Raw genomic sequence first — 14,563 nt, 5'->3', positions numbered from 1 at the left:
CGCCAGTGGGATACATATCGTCCCGAAAACGATCCGGTCATCTTATCAACGAGTCGTCTGATTCGCCGCTCGGATGGCACTCAACACCAATCCAACGGACGGACGCGGGGTCCTCGCCGTCGCGGTGACGGCGCTCCTCGTCGCGTCGACGGTCGCCGCGGGCGCGAGCCTCGCGGCGGTGGGGACCGTCAGCGCGGAGACGACACAGGTGAACAGCTGTACCGTCCTCGACTCGGCAGGCGCGTACGAACTGACGGGCGACCTCTCGTCGTCCGACCCCGACGCGCCCGCCTGCATCCGGATCACCGCGAGCGACGTGACACTCGACGGGAACGGTCACACCGTCGAGAGCGGGTCGAGCACCGTCGTGGCGGGCGGGGCCGACTCGCTCACGAACGTCACCGTCCGCGACCTCCGTGCGGTCGTCACGTACGACAACACCGACCCGAACGTCGCGTTCGACGTCTCCGACGGGAGCCTGCTGAACGTGACTGCGTACGGTCCCGGCGGCGGTCTCAACTCCGCGTACGTCACCGTCGACGGCGACGACAACGTGGTCGGGAACTCATCGATCGGTACGCTCGTCGTGACCGGCGACGACAACCGGGTCGTCGACTCGCGGACGGGCGGCACGGAGTATCTGGCGCTGTCGGTCGACGGTGACGGCAACCTCGTCGAGAACGTCACCTCCGACGGCTGGCCCGCGGTGCGGGTCTCCGGCGTCGGCAACCGTGTGGTCGACGGCTCGTTCACCGCACCCAACTTCGGCGGGTCGTACGGGGTGGTCGAGATAGTGGACGCGCGCGACACGCTGTTCGCGAACAACACCGTAGAGAGCGACCAGCCGTCCTTCCCGTCGGTCTACCTCGACGGCACCACGAACACCACCCTCCGCGGCAACGCCATCGAGGGTGAGGTGTTCGACACGACCACCTACCAGGTCGACTTCGTCGCCGGCGACCCGATCGAGAACCTGAGCACCGACCGTCTGTACGCGGGGGAGGACCGTCTCATGCGCTTCGCGTTCGGGTCGGCCGAGGAGGGCATCACCGAGAAGGACACCGCCTGGCCCAACGAGTCCATCCGGTCGGCCGTCGACTACGGCCACATCACCGAACACGACGACGGCACGGCGTCGGTCACCTTCACCGTCGCCGACGGCGAGAACGTCACGCTCTCGCTGGTGACCTACTCGATGCCCGGCGAGGAGTTCTCGATGGGCACCGTCGATCAGCAGGAACTGCTCGACGCGACGACCGAGACGTACGGTCCCGGCGAACACACCATCACGGTGAGCCTGCCCGACGACGCGGACGGCTCGGAGAGCGACGAGTAGACGGGAAAACAGACGGGAACGGGATACCCGTTCGACTCCTTCTCTTTACGTTCTCTACGCCGTCGTCGCCTCGGCTTCCCCGTCCGCGAGCGCGTCGCCCGCTTTGTCGGCCTCCGACTGGACGATGAACGAGCGGTCGTCGGCGTGGGCGGCCGCCGCCTTCAGCGCCTCCTCGGTGCCGATCTGGCGGAGCGCCCACGCCGCCGCCGCGCGGACGTTGTCGCTGTCGTCGTTTTCGAGCGTGTCGACCAGCGGGCCGACCGCCCGGGTGTCGCCGATGAGACCCAGCGCGCGGGCGGCGATCGGGCGGACGTTGTCGTCGTCCATGACGAGTTTGTTCGCCAGCGGCTGGACCGCGTCGGGGTGGCCGATCCGACCCAGCGCCTTGAACGTCACCTTCTGGAGCGCGGGGTCGGAGTCGGCGTCGACGTACTCGACCAGCGTCTCGACGGCGTCGTCGGCCGCCATCGTCCCGAGCGCCTCGATTGCGGGCTTGTCGCGCTTGTTCGCGCGCTGGTGCATCTCGTCGAACGCCGCCTGGTCGTTCATCCGAACGAGCGTCTCCATCGCGTGCCGCTCCATGAAATCCGACTGGAGCGACTCCAGCGCGAGCAGCACCATCTCCACGTTGCCGCGCTGCTCCCACTCCTTCATCGCGGCCCACTCGGGCGGGAAGTCCTTGTAGTGGCCGAGACAGTCGTAGTAGCCCTGCGCCTCCAGTTTCTCGTGGGTTTCGAGGTCGTCCCACTCCTGGGCGTCGTCGAGCCCGCTCGCGAGCGCGTCGGTCGCCTCCAACAGCGCTCGGATGGTCTCGTCGTCCTCGTCGGGGTCGAGGTCGCGCGACTCGACCGCCTCGACGGCGCCGTCGAGGTCCGAGGCCAGCCCCTCGGGGTTCGACCCCGTCTGCTGGAGGTTCGTCCCGAGCGCGTCGTTCACGTCCTCGAGGAACGACGCGACCGGCGCGGCGAGTTCGGTCAGCCCCCGTTCGGTCCACCGGGTGTCCCGGAGCGTCGACTGCGCCTCCTCGACGTCGGTCACGACCTCCTCGGCGTACGGGCCGCGCTTCTCCTCCACCTCGTCGCGGAGGTCGGAGATGCGCGATTCGAGTTCCTCGCGCGGGTCGACCGCGTCCTCCTCGTCGTCGTCGTCGTCACCCTCCTCGGGTTCGGGCAGGGTCGCGGCCTCGACGTCCGCCTCGAACTCGTCGAGTTGCGCGTCGACGCGGTCGAGGTCCGCCTCCGTCTCCGCCCCGTCCAACTCCGTCTCGATCTCGTCGAGGCGGGCGTTCAACTCCTCCGCCGAGACGGCAGGTACGTCGCCCTCCGTCTCCGCCTCCGGTTCGCCCTCGTCCGCGGCGTCGTCGGTCTCCGTGGTCTCGTCGTCGTCGTCGGTCGAGGAGTCCTCGCCGTCGGTCGAGGACCCCTCGCCGTCGTCCGCCGGGGCGTCCTCGATCGGTTCGTCGGTCTCCGACTCCACCTCGTCGGTCTCGGTCGACGACTCCTCGCCCGCGTCGGCGCCGTCGGCCGACCCCTCGTCGGCGGGCGTCTCGGACCCGTCGCGTTCGGTCTCCTCGCTCCCCTCGGGTTCGGCTCCGTCGGCGCCCGTCTCCGCGGACCCGTCGTTGTCGGGGTCGTCGTCGCTCATACCCGTGAGTCGGCGTGTCGGCTCCAAGAGCGTTTCCATCTCTCACGGTCCGTGCCGCCTTCGGTCGGCGACGGGTCGGCGTGTTCCACACCGGTCCGCGTGCGGGCAGGGAGCGCTCGCGGGTGGAAGCGTTCCTCGCGCCGACGACCCACGGCCGCCCCCGACCAACCGGAACGCCCGGAAGCGGAAGGTGATTTTGGGATACCGAAAGAATACTTTTCAAGTCAGTAGGTTTAAGTGGTCAGACCTCCAACTACGAAGTACGATGAGCACCCAACGAGAGGTACGTAAACAGGCGGGCGAAGTGACGGGTAGCGAGACGCTCCGGATCGACGCCGAGCGCGCGGAGCAGGTCGTCGACGCGCTCAACAGCGACCTGGCGGCGACGTACGTCCTCTACCACCAACTGCGGAAGCACCACTGGAACGTCGAGGGCGCGGAGTTCCGCGACGTTCACCTGTTCCTCGACGAGGCGGCCGAACACGCCGAGGAGTTCGCCGACGAACTCGCCGAGCGCGTTCAGGCCATCGGCGGCGTCCCGCACGCCAGTCCCGCCGCGCTCCAGGAGGCGTCGCCCGTCGAACCCGAGGACGAGGACGTGTACGACATCCGCACCTCGTTCCGCCACGACGCCGAGATGTACGGCGACATCATCGAGGCGCTCCGCGAGCACGTCGAGTTGTGCGACAACCTCGGCGACCCCACTTCGGCGGAGATCCTCCGCGAGAACCTCGTCCACGTCGAAGAGGACGCCCACCACATCGAGCACTACCTCGAGGACGACAGCCTCGTCTTCGAGGGCGCGCTCGACCGGTAAGCGTACCACTCGAACTCGGCGCTCGGCGCGACGAACGGGACGGAGAATCCGACTTCTTTCGACGACCGACTCGCGAGCCGCGGCTGGGTCGCGTAGACGACGACCGGCGGGAGCGCGGGTCGACGCCGACCGTTGCTCGTTACTCGACGAGCACGACGGTGTGGTCGGTCGAGATCCAGCCGTCGGCGTTGCCGTCCTCGGTGAACACGGTCCGCTCGGGCGAGGTCCGGTGGGCGGAGACGGCCGGGCTCTCCTCGTCGGTGGCGTGCGTGGCTGCCATCACCCGAATTAGGCCAACCTAATCGCTTATACCTTTTGGTCTGCCTAAATGACTCCCGGGCGACAGTTATGGCGACGCGGGGGGCGGAGGCGCGTCCCGGAAGGGGGCAAAGTCGTCGCCCGGCAACGACCATTTACTCGCCGCGACCCTCGGAGCCACATGGTCGATACGTTGTTCTCGTCGCTGTCGATCCGCGGGACGGAGCTACCGAACCGCGTGATGGTGTCGCCGATGTGCCAGTACTCCTCGTCCGACGGGCTGGCGACCGACTGGCACCTCGTCCACCTCGGCTCGCGGGCGGTCGGCGGCGCGGGACTCGTGATGGCGGAGGCGACGGCGGTCACCCCCGAGGGGCGGATCACGCCGTACGACCTGGGTATCTGGAACGACGAGCAGGCGGACGCCCTCGCGCCGGTCGCGGACTTCGTCCGCTCGCAGGGGTCGGTCCCGGCGATCCAACTCGCACACGCCGGCCGGAAGGCGTCGACCGGACGACCCTGGGACGGTGGCGACCCAGTGCCGGTCGACGAGGGCGGCTGGGAGACGGTCGCACCCAGCGGGACGCCGTACCCGCGCGACGGCGACGAGCAGCCGACGCGTGCGCTCTCGACCGGCGAGATAGAGGACGTGGTCGCCGACTTCGCGGACGCCGCCGAGCGGGCGCTCGCCGCGGGGTTCGAGGTGGCCGAGGTACACGCCGCCCACGGCTACCTCCTCCACGAGTTCCTCTCGCCCGTCGCCAACGACCGCGACGACGAGTACGGCGGGAGCTTCGAGAACCGCACGCGCCTGCTCCGGGAGGTGACGGGCGCGGTGCGGTCGGTGTGGCCCGACGACAAGCCGGTGTTCGTCCGCATCTCCGCGACCGACTGGCTCGACGACCGCGAGTCGTGGGACGTCGGCCAGTCGGCGCGGCTCGCCCCCCTACTCGCGGAGGCGGGCGCCGACCTCGTCGACGTGAGTTCGGGCGGCATCTCGCCCGACCAGCAGCTCCCACACGCCGGGCCGAACTATCAGCTTCCGTACGCGGAGACGATCAAAGAGCACGTCGAGGCGGAAGACGCGGACGTCCTGGTCGGGTCCGTCGGCGGCATCACCGAACCCCAGCAGGCGGAGGCCATCGTCTCGAACGGCCGCGCCGACGCGGTGTTGATGGCGCGGGAGTTCCTCCGCTCGCCGTACTGGCCGCTCCACGCCGCCCACGAACTGGGCGCGGAGGTCGAGTGGCCCGTCCAGTACCAGCGGGCCGCGCCGAGGTAGCGACCGGCCCGCGGGCGCGGGTAGGTTTTTCGCCCGGCGGCCACAACGGTCACCCATGAGCCGCCGTGACCCCGACGACGACATCGACACCCTCCTCGCGGAGCTAGAGTCGACGCTCCGTGACCTCCGGGACGAACTCCGCGACGAGCGCGGGACACCCGAACGCGACCGGGAGCCGGGACGACGCGGCGACCGAATCCGCGGTGGGGAGGACGACCGCCGCCGGCGTCCGCCACGCTTCCCCCGGGCGCCGCGGCGCGGCCCGCGCCGCCCCGACGAGTACGGCTTCCCCCTGCCGCCCCGGCCGCCGAGTCCGGGCGACCTGCTCCGCTTTACGAGCGACTACACCATCCCGACGGTCGTCGCAACGCTGGAGGCCACCGTCGAGGCGCTCGAACTCCTGCGGCGCTTCCTCCAACTGGCTGGCGGTCTCGACCCCGACGGCCGCGCGAGCGACCGCGGCGGCCGACGCGGCCGGGGCGGCTCGCGGCTGGCCGACGGACTCGCCGACGGGCTCTCGGACGCCGGCGCCCGCGCGACGTCGGACGCCACCGACGCGCTCTCGACGCTCCGGCGCGTGCTCGCGGAGACCGACCTCCCCGAGGAGGGGGAGTCACGGGACCTGGTCGACGAGGTGCGCGAGTTGAGCGCCGAACTCGACCGCCGCATCGGGGAGGCGACCGACACCGCAGACCGCGAGCGCGACCGCGAACGCCGCACGAACCGCTCGCGCGACGGGGAACGGGGCCGGGACCGGCGCCGCGACGCCGACGGGTCGGACGACGCGGACGACGGCGCGGTCGTCATCGACGTGACCGACGGCGACGCCGACGAGTCGGACGCGGCCGGAGACGACGCTGACGACGGGGACGACGAGGCGCCGGAGGTCGACGTCGACGCCGAACTCGACTCGATCAAGCGCGAACTCGGCGGGGAGGAGGACGAGGAGACCGACGGGAGCGCCGGGAGCGGCGACGACGCCGACGGCCGCGACGCCGTCGACGATTCCGACCGTCGAGACGACGGAGCCTGAGCCGCGCTCCCGGCGTCGGGCGGACTACTCCACGGGGCGGAACCGGAAGCCGTCCCACGACTGGCTCTCGGCTTCCCTGATCCCCGCGTCGGGGTCGCGCAACTCCGCGCAGTACACCGGTTCGACCGCGTCGCCGATCGACACCTCGTCGGTCGTGAGTTGGCCGATGGCCCGCACCGGCTGTCCATCGACGTCGAACTCGACGACCGCGATCGAGTTGGGCTCCCGGACGCCCGGCGGCGTCGCCGTCGAGGTGGTCCACGTCACGACTTCCGCATCGTACTCGCGGAGGTCGACCGTGCCGACGGGCGCCTCGCCGTCCGGGCCGACCGGGTGGGGCGGGTAGGTGACGCTCCCGTCGGGGTAGCGCGCCGCCTCGAACGGGCGGTCGTCGGGTCGGTCGTTCGTGCCGCTCATTCCGCCGCCTCCACGATGGTCGTGGTCACGCAGTTGCCGAACCCGCCGACGTTACACGCCAGCCCCACGTCCGCATCGACCTGCCGGTCGCCGGCGTCGCCGGTCACCTGCTCGTACACCTCGTACGCCTGCGCGACGCCGCTCGCACCCAGCGGGTGGCCCTTCGACTTCAGCCCGCCGGAGGTGTTGATGGGTAACTCGCCGTCGCGGTCGGTGCGACCCTCCTCGACGGCCTTCCACCCCTCGCCCTTCTCCGCGAACCCGAGGTCCTCGAACTGGAGGAACTCCAGGATGGTGAACATGTCGTGGAGTTCGGCCACGTCGACGTCCTCGGGTCCGAGACCGGCCATCTCGTACGCCCGCTCGCTCGACTCGACGACGCCGCGCATCGTGGTCGGGTCGGGCCGCTCGTGGACCACGTGGGTGTCGGTCGCGCCGCCGATACCCGAGATCACCGCGTACTCGTCGGTCCACTCGCGGGCGACCGACTCCGGGCAGAACAGCAGCGCCGCCGACCCGTCGGTGATGGGGCAGAAGTCGTACAGCCGCAGGGGGTCCGCGACGACGGGCGACTCCAGCACCTCCTCCAAGCTCACCTCCTTGCGGAACTGGGCGTGGGGGTTGTCGACGCCGTTGCGGTGGTTCTTCACCGCGACCTTCCCGAGGCTCTCGCGAGGGGCGTCGTACTCGTCGAGGTAGAGCCGCGCCGTCAGCCCCGCGAACGAGGGGAGCGTGACGCCGTGTTTGTACTCACACGGGTGGGTGAGCGACGCGATGACGTCCGTCGCCTCCGCGGTGCTTCGGTGGGTCATCTTCTCGCCGCCGACGAGGAGCGTCATCTCGCTGGCTCCGCTGGCGACCGACTGCCACGCCGCGTACGTCCCCGCGCCGCCGGACGACGAGGTCTGGTCGATCCGCGCGGTGTAGGCGGGGATCGCCGAGAGGTCGTGGGCCAACGCGTTGGGCACGCCCGTCTGTCCCTCGAACTCGCCGCTCGCCATGTTCGAGACGTAGAGGTGGTCGACGGCGTCCGGCGGGACGCCCGCGTCGTCGAGGCACGCCTCCCCCGCCTCCGCGAGCAGTCCGCGTATCCACGCGTCGCGCTGCCCGAACTGGGTCATCGACGCGCCGACGACTGCGACTCGGTCCATACCCGCCGGTTCGGCCGGGACCACTTAATCGGTTCACTTCTCCGCCCCCGGGTCGCCGCCGCGCGGTGGGACCTCCCGCCTCCAGCGACGAACGGGAACCGATTAGTGGTCGCCCGCCCGACGCCCGACCATGGACGCCGAAGACGCCGCCTCGACCGCCGGGGTCGTCGCCTGTCTCGCCCTCCTCGTCGCGTTGGTCGTGCCGTTCGTCCTCGTCGACGGCCCCGAGACCCCGGTCGGCGCGTACTACGCCAGCGGCCCGGTCGGGGTCACCGGCGCCGGGTTCATCGCCGCGGTGCTGGTCGTCGTCTTCCTCTCGGGCAGGCAGGGCCGCTCGCCGCCCGACACGGTCGCGGGCGTCGCGGTCGTCGCGGGGGTCGCGCTCCTGCTCGTCGCGGTCTCGTGGGCGCTCGCGGCCGACGAGGTGGTGTACAGCTTCCCCCAGAGCGCGTCGTGGCTGGAGCACCACCGCTGGGTCGTGCTCGCGCTCGCGGCGGCGGTCCCCGCGAGCGCCGGCGCGTACGCGCGCGCCGTGCTCTGAGCGGGGGAAACCCAGCGACGGGACGCCGGCGACTCGCGACTCCGGACCGCAAGGCCCTTAAGTGGGTCCGGACTACGTCGGGGTGGACTAGGTCGGGCAGTTAGGCCCTGCTCGTCACCCGCCATAGAGTCTTCAGCGGGGACCGAACGCCGGTGGCGTCCGGAGCGCCCGTCGCGGGCCCCGGAAGCCGACGTCGAAGCCTCGTCCGGCGGGGACAGCGGTCCGTCGGGGCGCACCCGCAGGGGTGCGTTCCCACGGCTTGCCGGCGGCAGCGGGTCAGGCGCGGAAGCGAGCAGCCCACCGTCGGACGCCCGTCGCTCGTCGGGTCGCGGGGCGGAGGAGGCACCCGGGATTCCCCACGGCGGAACCACCGGGCAATGCCGGCCGTCCGCACTCATACTTCCGTTCGGTTCGACCCCCGAGCAGTGCGTCCGTCCGGCGCGCCCGCTGGTCGGACGCCCCCGCCGTTCGCGCGGCCGCCGACCGGAACCGTCGAGTACCGGCCGACCCAAGCCGGCCCGTGAACGACCCGGACGCCGAAGCCGAGTCCGCGGGGGTCACCGCGCGCTACTACCTCACCGACGCCGAGCGGCTGTTGACGTTCGAGCGCGACGGCCGGACCGCCGCCGTCGCGCAGAACCGCGAGGGGTACGCGATGTTGAAGGTCCGCCCGACCGCCGACGGCGACGAACTCGAACGCTACTACGGGTTCGACATGGCGCTCGACCACGCCGCGGAACTGCTCGGCGTCTCCCCCGGCGACCTGCCCGTCCCCGATGCCGCGGCGGACATGGGGATGTAGCTCGACCCGTTCCCCTCGCGCTACCCGTGTTCCTCGGGGAGCCGTAACGCGACGCTGTACATCCGTCCGGCCGACTCCTCGCCGACGGCGGCCGCGAGGCGGTCGGCCTCCGCCGCCAGCGGGTCGCCGAGTTCGGGCCGGAGCGACGACGCCGCGCCGCGCGCCTTCGCGGCGTGCGCCGAGACGTGCCGCCCCGTCCACGGCACCGGGTCGAGCAGCGTCCGCTCGCGGTCGACCGTCCAGCCGTAGCCGGCGAACAGCCGCGCGAGCACCGCCGCCGGGTAGAACGTCAGCGCGGGCGACCCCGTCGCGAGTTCCGTCGCGGCGTTCTCGACGGCGAACAGGTCGCGCACCGCGGCGTCGTCGGGGAGCGGGTCGTAGTCGTCGACCACGAGGTGTGCGCCCGGCGCCGCGACCCGCGTGAGTTCCGCGGCGATGCGGTCGAGCGACGCGGGCGGGACGACGTTGAACAGGCCGTGCGCCGTCACCAGGCCGACGGCGTCCGCGTCGAGCGGGACGCTCCGGAGGTCGGCCTCCACGACGGCGAGGCGGTCGTCGGCCGCTCGGCCGCCGGCGGCGTTCGCGCGGGCGTCGCCGGCCGCGGCCGGGCCGACCCGGTCGCGGACCGTCTCGGCGTGGCCGCGGTCGTTCGTGACCGCGTACACCCGGTCGGCGCCCGCCGCGAGCAGCCCGGCGCTGGTGTTGCCGATGCCCGCGCCGGCTTCGAGACAGACCCGCCCCTCGACCGGGCGGTCCGCGAGGGCGGCCGTCACCGTCCGCGGAACGTCCGTCGTCGACCCGTCGCCCTCCTCGTCGCCGTCGGCGTCCGCGTCGAGGTCCATCGGTGTCGGTCCTCGCCGGTTCAGTGGTGGAGCTGTTCGGGCACCGGGCTGTCGTCGTGCCGGAGCCGCTCTACGAGCGAGCGGCGGGCGGCGTCGTCCATCCCCTCGTAGTTGCGCGCGGCGTCGAGTATCATCGCCACCAGCTTGGGGTCGCCCGCGTTGATGACGCTGGTCAGCCCGCTGGAGGCGGCGAAGTCGAACCGCTCGCGCACCTCCTCGTACGTGTCGACCGGGCGGTACCAGTTGCAGTACGGGCGGTCCTCCTGGGCCAACTCGTCGGTCGGCGGCCACGACCCGCCCGCGAACGCCTTGATGCCGAGCGTGCCGATACCCTCCTCGTTGGCGCGTTCGAGCACCGCCTCGTAGTCGTACTCGTCGCCGTCCTTGCCCGCGACGACGGGGTTCATCGGCAGCATCAGCGTATCGAGGTCGTCGATCCGGTCGACGGCGTCGAGGATCAGGTCGGGGTCCGCGTGACTCGTCAGCCCGATGTTGTCGACCAACCCCTCCGCTTTCGCGTCGCGGAACGCCTCGAGCGCCCCGCCCTCCGCGGTGATCGTGTCGAGTTCCTCCTCGTACTCCAGCCCGTGGACCTGATAGAGGTCGATCGTGTCGACGCCGAGGCGGTCGAGCGACCGGTCGAGTTTCGCCCGCGCCGCGTCGACGGTCCGCTCTTGGGTCTTACAGCCGAGGAATATCTCCTCGCGGTGCTGGCGGAGCTTCGGGCCGAGTTTCAACTCCGCGTCGCCGTACGTCGGCGCCACGTCGAAGTGGTTGACGCCGGCGTCGAGGACGAGTTCGACCATCTGGTCGGCCCCCTCCTGTTCGAGCCAGTTGAGCGCGATGGCGCCGAACGTCATCACGGTGCTGTCGTGACCGGTGTCGCCGAGCGGGCGCGTCTCCATACCCGGGAGTCGGCGGCGCGAACCAAAAGCGTGTGTCCCGCGGCGGAGTCCCCCGAGCCGGGAGGCGGACGGCGCGAGCGCGGTCGCTGTCGGGTGAAGCGTCGAAAGGTGTCGCCCGGAACACTAACGAGCCGGCGTCATCCCGTGGCGGCGTGCCGCGTCGGCCGGTAAACCCTCGTGCCGGGCGGTCCGCGCCGTCGGGCGCGGACGGACGGCGCGACGGGGTGACCCGTCGAACCGGGTGGCGTCCTGCCACCAGGTGGCCGCGAGTACGGTCGCGGCGGCCGGTCGCCGAAGCGACGGATGTCGCGCGCGTGGGTTCTCCGCGCCGTCATCGCACCCGAGCGGGTGTACTGGGGCGGGGACTGAGTGCGCGCACTCGCCGTACGCCGTCGAGGTACAAAAACCGCCGCGTTCCCATCCGTCCCGTCGGGCCGCGCGGAGCCGCGTCGGACCGGGACCGCGACGGGTCGAGCGACGGGTCGACTACCGCAGGAACTCCGAGAGCCGTTCGGTCAGCCCGCCCGCGCCGCCGAGTTTGAGGTAGTAGGCGTCGCCGCCGTCCTCGTAGTAGTTGGATATCTGCCGCTGGACCTCGAACCCGAGGTGGTCGTAGAAGTCGAGTGCGGCCCCGTTGCTCGCGCGCGCGTGGCAGGTGACGCTCCGGTTGTCGTCGGCCACCTCGGCGACGAGGTGCTTGCCGTACCCCCGGCCGCGCGCCTCGGGTGCGACCGCGAGAAACAGGATGTAGCCGTCGCGACGGGCGGAGGCGAACCCCACCAGCCGCTCCTCCTCGTCGGCGTCGCCCGGCGACTCGAACAGGAGGTGGGTCGTCGAGCGGCGGTAGGCGTCCTCGAAGAAGCCGCGCCGCTGTTTCAACACCCCCTCCGACTCGCGGATGCGCTCTTTCAGCGCCCAAGCGTCCGCCACGTGGTCGGCGTTACCCGGCCCGTCCACGCGCTTTCTGATGTTGACGCTCACTACGGCCCGGTAGTAGCGAGGAGAATATAACTCCACCGTCGGCGGACCCGCCCGCACCCGCTCGACTGCGGGTGAACGCGGGGTCGAGCGGTCGAGCCGGGTGTACACCAGCCGGCCGGCGGAGGCGAAAGTAGTTGACCCGACGGGCCGTACGGACGCGCCGTGTCCGACCAGACTGGGCGCTTCCGACTCCGCGAGCACACCGCCGACGTCGCAGTCGAGGCGTCGGCTCCGACGCTGGGGGCGACGTTCGCGGCGGTCGCCGACGGCCTCGCGGCGGCGATGTGCGACGACGCGCCCGCGGACGGCGAGCGGTTCGCGGTGACGGTCACCGCCGAGAGCGCCGAGGCCGCGCTGTTCGACTACCTCGACACGCTCATCTACGAGCGCGACGTCAGGAGCGTCCTCCCGGTCGACAACGAGGCGACCGTCAGCGCTGACGGGGTGACGCCGGACGGCGCGACCGGGAGCCACCCGGACGACGGACGGGTCGACGCCGGCGACGGGCGGGTCGACGCCGACGAGTGGACGGTCGACGCGAGCGCGCGCGGCGTACCGCTCGCGGCCGTGACGGCCCGCGAGGTGAAGGCGGTCACCTACTCGGAGATGCGGGTCGAGCGGGCCGCCGACGGCTGGAGGGCGTACGTCGTCTTCGACGTGTAGCGCGGCTGGGGGGCGGAGCGACGGGAAGAACCGACCGCACGCCGCGCGGTTCGCGGTTCGCGCTCAGATACGGCCGACGTTCTCGACGGTGACGGACTCGACGCCCTCGACGCCCGAGAACGCCTCCTCGACCGCCTCGGTGCCGCCCGCGTCGTCGGGGACGACCACGGTGGGGAGGAGCGCGACCAGCCCGAACGCCACGTCGTCGCGTTCGACGCCGCGGATCTCCGCGCCCTCGGGCAGCGACGACTCCAGTTTCTCCTGGAGTTCGTCGAGGTCGATCTCGGGCTCCTTCGGCATGACCTTCATCTTGGCGGCGACCTTCCCCATCCTACGGCCCCCGGAACCCGCAGTCGGGACACTCGTAGAGGTTGCTCTGCTTGCGGCACTTCGAACACCGGCTGATCTGCGTCCCGCACTCGGGACAGTCGAACGTCGCGGCGCTCATGCCCGCGACGTTGATGCCACAGGAGACGCAGCGCCGTTGTGACTGCTGCTCGGCCTCGCTCATACGTACACGAACCGGCGCACGACTTTTAACGGTTGTCTTTCGTGTGGCGGTCGTCGGCCGACTGTGGACCGACGAACGTCGCCGTCGTGGTCTTCGACGCCCGGCGGAGACCCCGACAGAACGAACGAGCACTCGCGAGTTACCGAGGTGAGGGTGTCTCCCTGACCCGACGACCAGCCGTCGACGACGCGTGAGTGGGTCGGTGGAGCGCTCGGCGACTTACTTTCGCAGTTCCTCTCTCGCTTGCAGGGAGTATCGGTGGGCCAACACCACCAGAACGACGAGGAACCCCCCTGCGGCGACCCACTTGGTTATATCCAGGCTCTCGACACCCAGTTCCCCGATCACGATCGAGGCGAACAGGCCGACGAGGATGACGAGCATCAGAGGGAGCCTGGGGTTTACCTCTTCGAACACGACCACGAACATGATACCTCGCGGTAAATAGCTACGGGACACCGCCGGTATAGTTATATAACAGTTATCAAAATAGTCCCGCATGTTAGACGAACTCGACCCCGGTCTGCCGATGATGGTCGTGTTTCTCGTGGGTTTCTTCGCCACGGTCGTCTGGATAGACCTCCAACCCAGGGTCTACTGGGCCCTCTCTTTCGTCTCGATAACTGGATTCTATATCGTACTGGGCGTCCTGTCCTTCAGATACCACTGCGTGGCGAAAGAGGCCATCCTACCGGATCGACCAGCCGAAGAGGGGTGAGACCGGACGGCGGCGCCGCCCCGTGCGAAGAGATCGAACGGTGGGGCGGAGACCGAGCGTTCCGCGCCGTCGAGTTCGTATCCCCGCCTGCGGACCAGCCGGCCACGACAGCAGGCTTCGAGGACTCGACGGGTCCGGCTCACAGTCCGAGCGCGACCGGTCCGATGAGCACGCCCATCAGGTGGACGCGTCGGCAGCCGACCCGCGGCGGAACCAGCCCCACCGCCGCGGCCGCGACGAGGAGGCCGACGCCGAACCCGCCGGCGAACGCCCACGACAGTCCGAGCAGGCCGACGAGCACCCCGACCACCAGCCGGCGGTGGTCGACTCGGCCGACCGCACGGAGGGCGGCGTCGCCGAGCGTCAGGACGGCCGCGACGCCGACGGCGGCGGAGAGCACCGTCGTCGCCAGCAGCGGAGGGAGCGCGGCCGGCACGCCCGCGTCGCGCATCGCCACGAGCACGCCCGACCGCGGCGCGTCGAGGGCGACGAACGCGAACAGCGCGAAGACGGCCGTCGCACTGTTCGCGCCGCTGGTCGCGACGACGTACTCCCGGTCGGGGTCGGTCCCGCGGGTGGCCGCGAGCGCGAGCGTCGACGCGACGCCCGCGGAGACGCCCGGCAGGTAGCCGACGGCGGCACCGGCGCCCGTGCCGACCGCG

19 protein-coding genes and 1 other RNA gene are annotated in these 14,563 nt (G+C 71.0%); 9 read left to right on the top strand and 11 right to left on the bottom strand.

What is annotated here, in order from left to right; translation table 11 throughout:
- Positions 1–73 precede the first annotated feature (73 nt).
- Positions 74–1,336 (top strand): hypothetical protein, encoded by a 1,263-nt coding sequence (locus K933_RS03745; RefSeq protein WP_023393357.1) that lies wholly within the window; start codon positions 74–76, stop codon positions 1,334–1,336.
- Positions 1,337–1,390: 54 nt separating this feature from the next.
- Here K933_RS03745 and K933_RS03740 read toward each other — a convergent pair whose 3' ends face one another.
- The gene (locus tag K933_RS03740) at positions 1,391–2,980 is read right to left on the bottom strand and encodes a HEAT repeat domain-containing protein (protein WP_080509184.1); all 1,590 of its coding nucleotides are present in this window, start codon (positions 2,978–2,980) and stop codon (positions 1,391–1,393) included.
- Positions 2,981–3,245: 265 nt separating this feature from the next.
- Here K933_RS03740 and dpsA point away from each other — a divergent pair, with 265 nt between their 5' ends.
- Positions 3,246–3,797 (top strand): DNA starvation/stationary phase protection protein DpsA, encoded by a 552-nt coding sequence (dpsA, locus tag K933_RS03735; RefSeq protein ID WP_023393355.1) that lies wholly within the window; start codon positions 3,246–3,248, stop codon positions 3,795–3,797.
- 139 nt (positions 3,798–3,936) lie between these two features.
- Here dpsA and K933_RS18585 read toward each other — a convergent pair whose 3' ends face one another.
- Positions 3,937–4,077, bottom strand: a complete 141-nt coding sequence (locus K933_RS18585; RefSeq protein ID WP_023393354.1) for a hypothetical protein — start codon at positions 4,075–4,077, stop codon at positions 3,937–3,939.
- A 159-nt stretch (positions 4,078–4,236) separates the two neighbouring features.
- Between K933_RS18585 and K933_RS03730 the strand changes: the two genes are divergently transcribed.
- Both K933_RS03730 and K933_RS03725 read left to right on the top strand, forming a co-directional pair.
- On the top strand, positions 4,237–5,337 hold the full coding sequence (locus K933_RS03730; RefSeq protein ID WP_023393353.1) for an NADH:flavin oxidoreductase/NADH oxidase: 1,101 nt from the start codon (positions 4,237–4,239) through the stop codon (positions 5,335–5,337).
- Positions 5,338–5,392: 55 nt separating this feature from the next.
- A complete protein-coding gene (locus K933_RS03725) occupies positions 5,393–6,370 on the top strand; it encodes a DUF7547 family protein (protein WP_023393352.1) in 978 nt (325 codons plus the stop codon).
- A 24-nt stretch (positions 6,371–6,394) separates the two neighbouring features.
- Here K933_RS03725 and K933_RS03720 read toward each other — a convergent pair whose 3' ends face one another.
- Together K933_RS03720 and K933_RS03715 are read right to left on the bottom strand one after the other, a co-directional pair.
- Positions 6,395–6,787, bottom strand: a complete 393-nt coding sequence (locus K933_RS03720) for a hypothetical protein (RefSeq protein ID WP_023393351.1) — start codon at positions 6,785–6,787, stop codon at positions 6,395–6,397.
- On the bottom strand, positions 6,784–7,938 hold the full coding sequence (locus K933_RS03715; RefSeq protein WP_023393350.1) for a thiolase family protein: 1,155 nt from the start codon (positions 7,936–7,938) through the stop codon (positions 6,784–6,786). The genes K933_RS03720 and K933_RS03715 overlap by 4 nt, the downstream gene beginning before the upstream one ends.
- A 130-nt stretch (positions 7,939–8,068) precedes the next feature.
- Between K933_RS03715 and K933_RS03710 the strand changes: the two genes are divergently transcribed.
- The 3 genes from K933_RS03710 to K933_RS03705 all read left to right on the top strand — a co-directional run bounded on the left by K933_RS03710 (position 8,069) and on the right by K933_RS03705 (position 9,281).
- Entirely contained in the window at positions 8,069–8,479 is a 411-nt protein-coding gene (locus K933_RS03710) for a DUF7548 family protein (RefSeq protein WP_023393349.1), read from the top strand.
- Between the two features lie 80 nt (positions 8,480–8,559).
- Positions 8,560–8,873: signal recognition particle sRNA (ffs, locus tag K933_RS17400), an RNA gene on the top strand.
- 126 nt (positions 8,874–8,999) lie between these two features.
- The gene (locus tag K933_RS03705) at positions 9,000–9,281 is read left to right on the top strand and encodes a DUF7111 family protein (RefSeq protein WP_023393348.1); all 282 of its coding nucleotides are present in this window, start codon (positions 9,000–9,002) and stop codon (positions 9,279–9,281) included.
- A gap of 20 nt (positions 9,282–9,301) precedes the next feature.
- On the opposite strand, the gene K933_RS03700 is transcribed toward K933_RS03705, so the two are convergent.
- The 3 genes from K933_RS03700 to K933_RS03690 all read right to left on the bottom strand — a co-directional run bounded on the left by K933_RS03700 (position 9,302) and on the right by K933_RS03690 (position 12,009).
- Complete coding sequence (locus tag K933_RS03700) at positions 9,302–10,123, bottom strand: class I SAM-dependent methyltransferase (RefSeq protein ID WP_023393347.1); 822 nt, start codon at positions 10,121–10,123, stop codon at positions 9,302–9,304.
- A 20-nt stretch (positions 10,124–10,143) separates the two neighbouring features.
- Positions 10,144–11,028, bottom strand: coding sequence for an aldo/keto reductase (locus tag K933_RS03695; protein WP_023393346.1), 885 nt, complete (start codon positions 11,026–11,028; stop codon positions 10,144–10,146).
- Between the two features lie 486 nt (positions 11,029–11,514).
- The gene (locus tag K933_RS03690; RefSeq protein WP_049947573.1) at positions 11,515–12,009 is read right to left on the bottom strand and encodes a GNAT family N-acetyltransferase; all 495 of its coding nucleotides are present in this window, start codon (positions 12,007–12,009) and stop codon (positions 11,515–11,517) included.
- Positions 12,010–12,171: 162 nt separating this feature from the next.
- Between K933_RS03690 and K933_RS03685 the strand changes: the two genes are divergently transcribed.
- Positions 12,172–12,672 carry an archease gene (locus tag K933_RS03685; RefSeq protein ID WP_023393344.1) on the top strand — a complete coding sequence of 167 codons (501 nt, stop codon included), beginning with the start codon at positions 12,172–12,174 and terminating at the stop codon, positions 12,670–12,672.
- A gap of 63 nt (positions 12,673–12,735) precedes the next feature.
- Here the strand turns inward: K933_RS03685 and K933_RS03680 are convergent, their stop codons facing one another.
- The 3 genes from K933_RS03680 to K933_RS03670 all read right to left on the bottom strand — a co-directional run bounded on the left by K933_RS03680 (position 12,736) and on the right by K933_RS03670 (position 13,600).
- Positions 12,736–13,002: an elongation factor 1-beta gene (locus K933_RS03680; protein WP_023393343.1), complete on the bottom strand. Its 267-nt coding sequence runs from the start codon at positions 13,000–13,002 to the stop codon at positions 12,736–12,738.
- A 1-nt stretch (position 13,003) separates the two neighbouring features.
- Entirely contained in the window at positions 13,004–13,183 is a 180-nt protein-coding gene (locus K933_RS03675; RefSeq protein WP_023393342.1) for an HVO_2753 family zinc finger protein, read from the bottom strand.
- A gap of 219 nt (positions 13,184–13,402) precedes the next feature.
- Positions 13,403–13,600: a hypothetical protein gene (locus K933_RS03670; protein WP_152529746.1), complete on the bottom strand. Its 198-nt coding sequence runs from the start codon at positions 13,598–13,600 to the stop codon at positions 13,403–13,405.
- Between the two features lie 82 nt (positions 13,601–13,682).
- Between K933_RS03670 and K933_RS03665 the strand changes: the two genes are divergently transcribed.
- On the top strand, positions 13,683–13,901 hold the full coding sequence (locus K933_RS03665) for a hypothetical protein (RefSeq protein WP_049947572.1): 219 nt from the start codon (positions 13,683–13,685) through the stop codon (positions 13,899–13,901).
- A gap of 139 nt (positions 13,902–14,040) precedes the next feature.
- Here K933_RS03665 and K933_RS03660 read toward each other — a convergent pair.
- Positions 14,041–14,563, bottom strand: a 523-nt coding sequence (locus K933_RS03660; protein ID WP_023393339.1) for a tripartite tricarboxylate transporter permease, incomplete at its 5' end; no start/stop codon positions are given.

Origin of the sequence: Candidatus Halobonum tyrrellensis G22 (assembly GCF_000495475.1) — an archaeon.
In the GTDB taxonomy this organism is placed as follows: domain Archaea; phylum Halobacteriota; class Halobacteria; order Halobacteriales; family Haloferacaceae; genus Halobonum; species Halobonum tyrrellense.
This window is presented reverse-complemented; position numbering and strand designations above follow the sequence as displayed.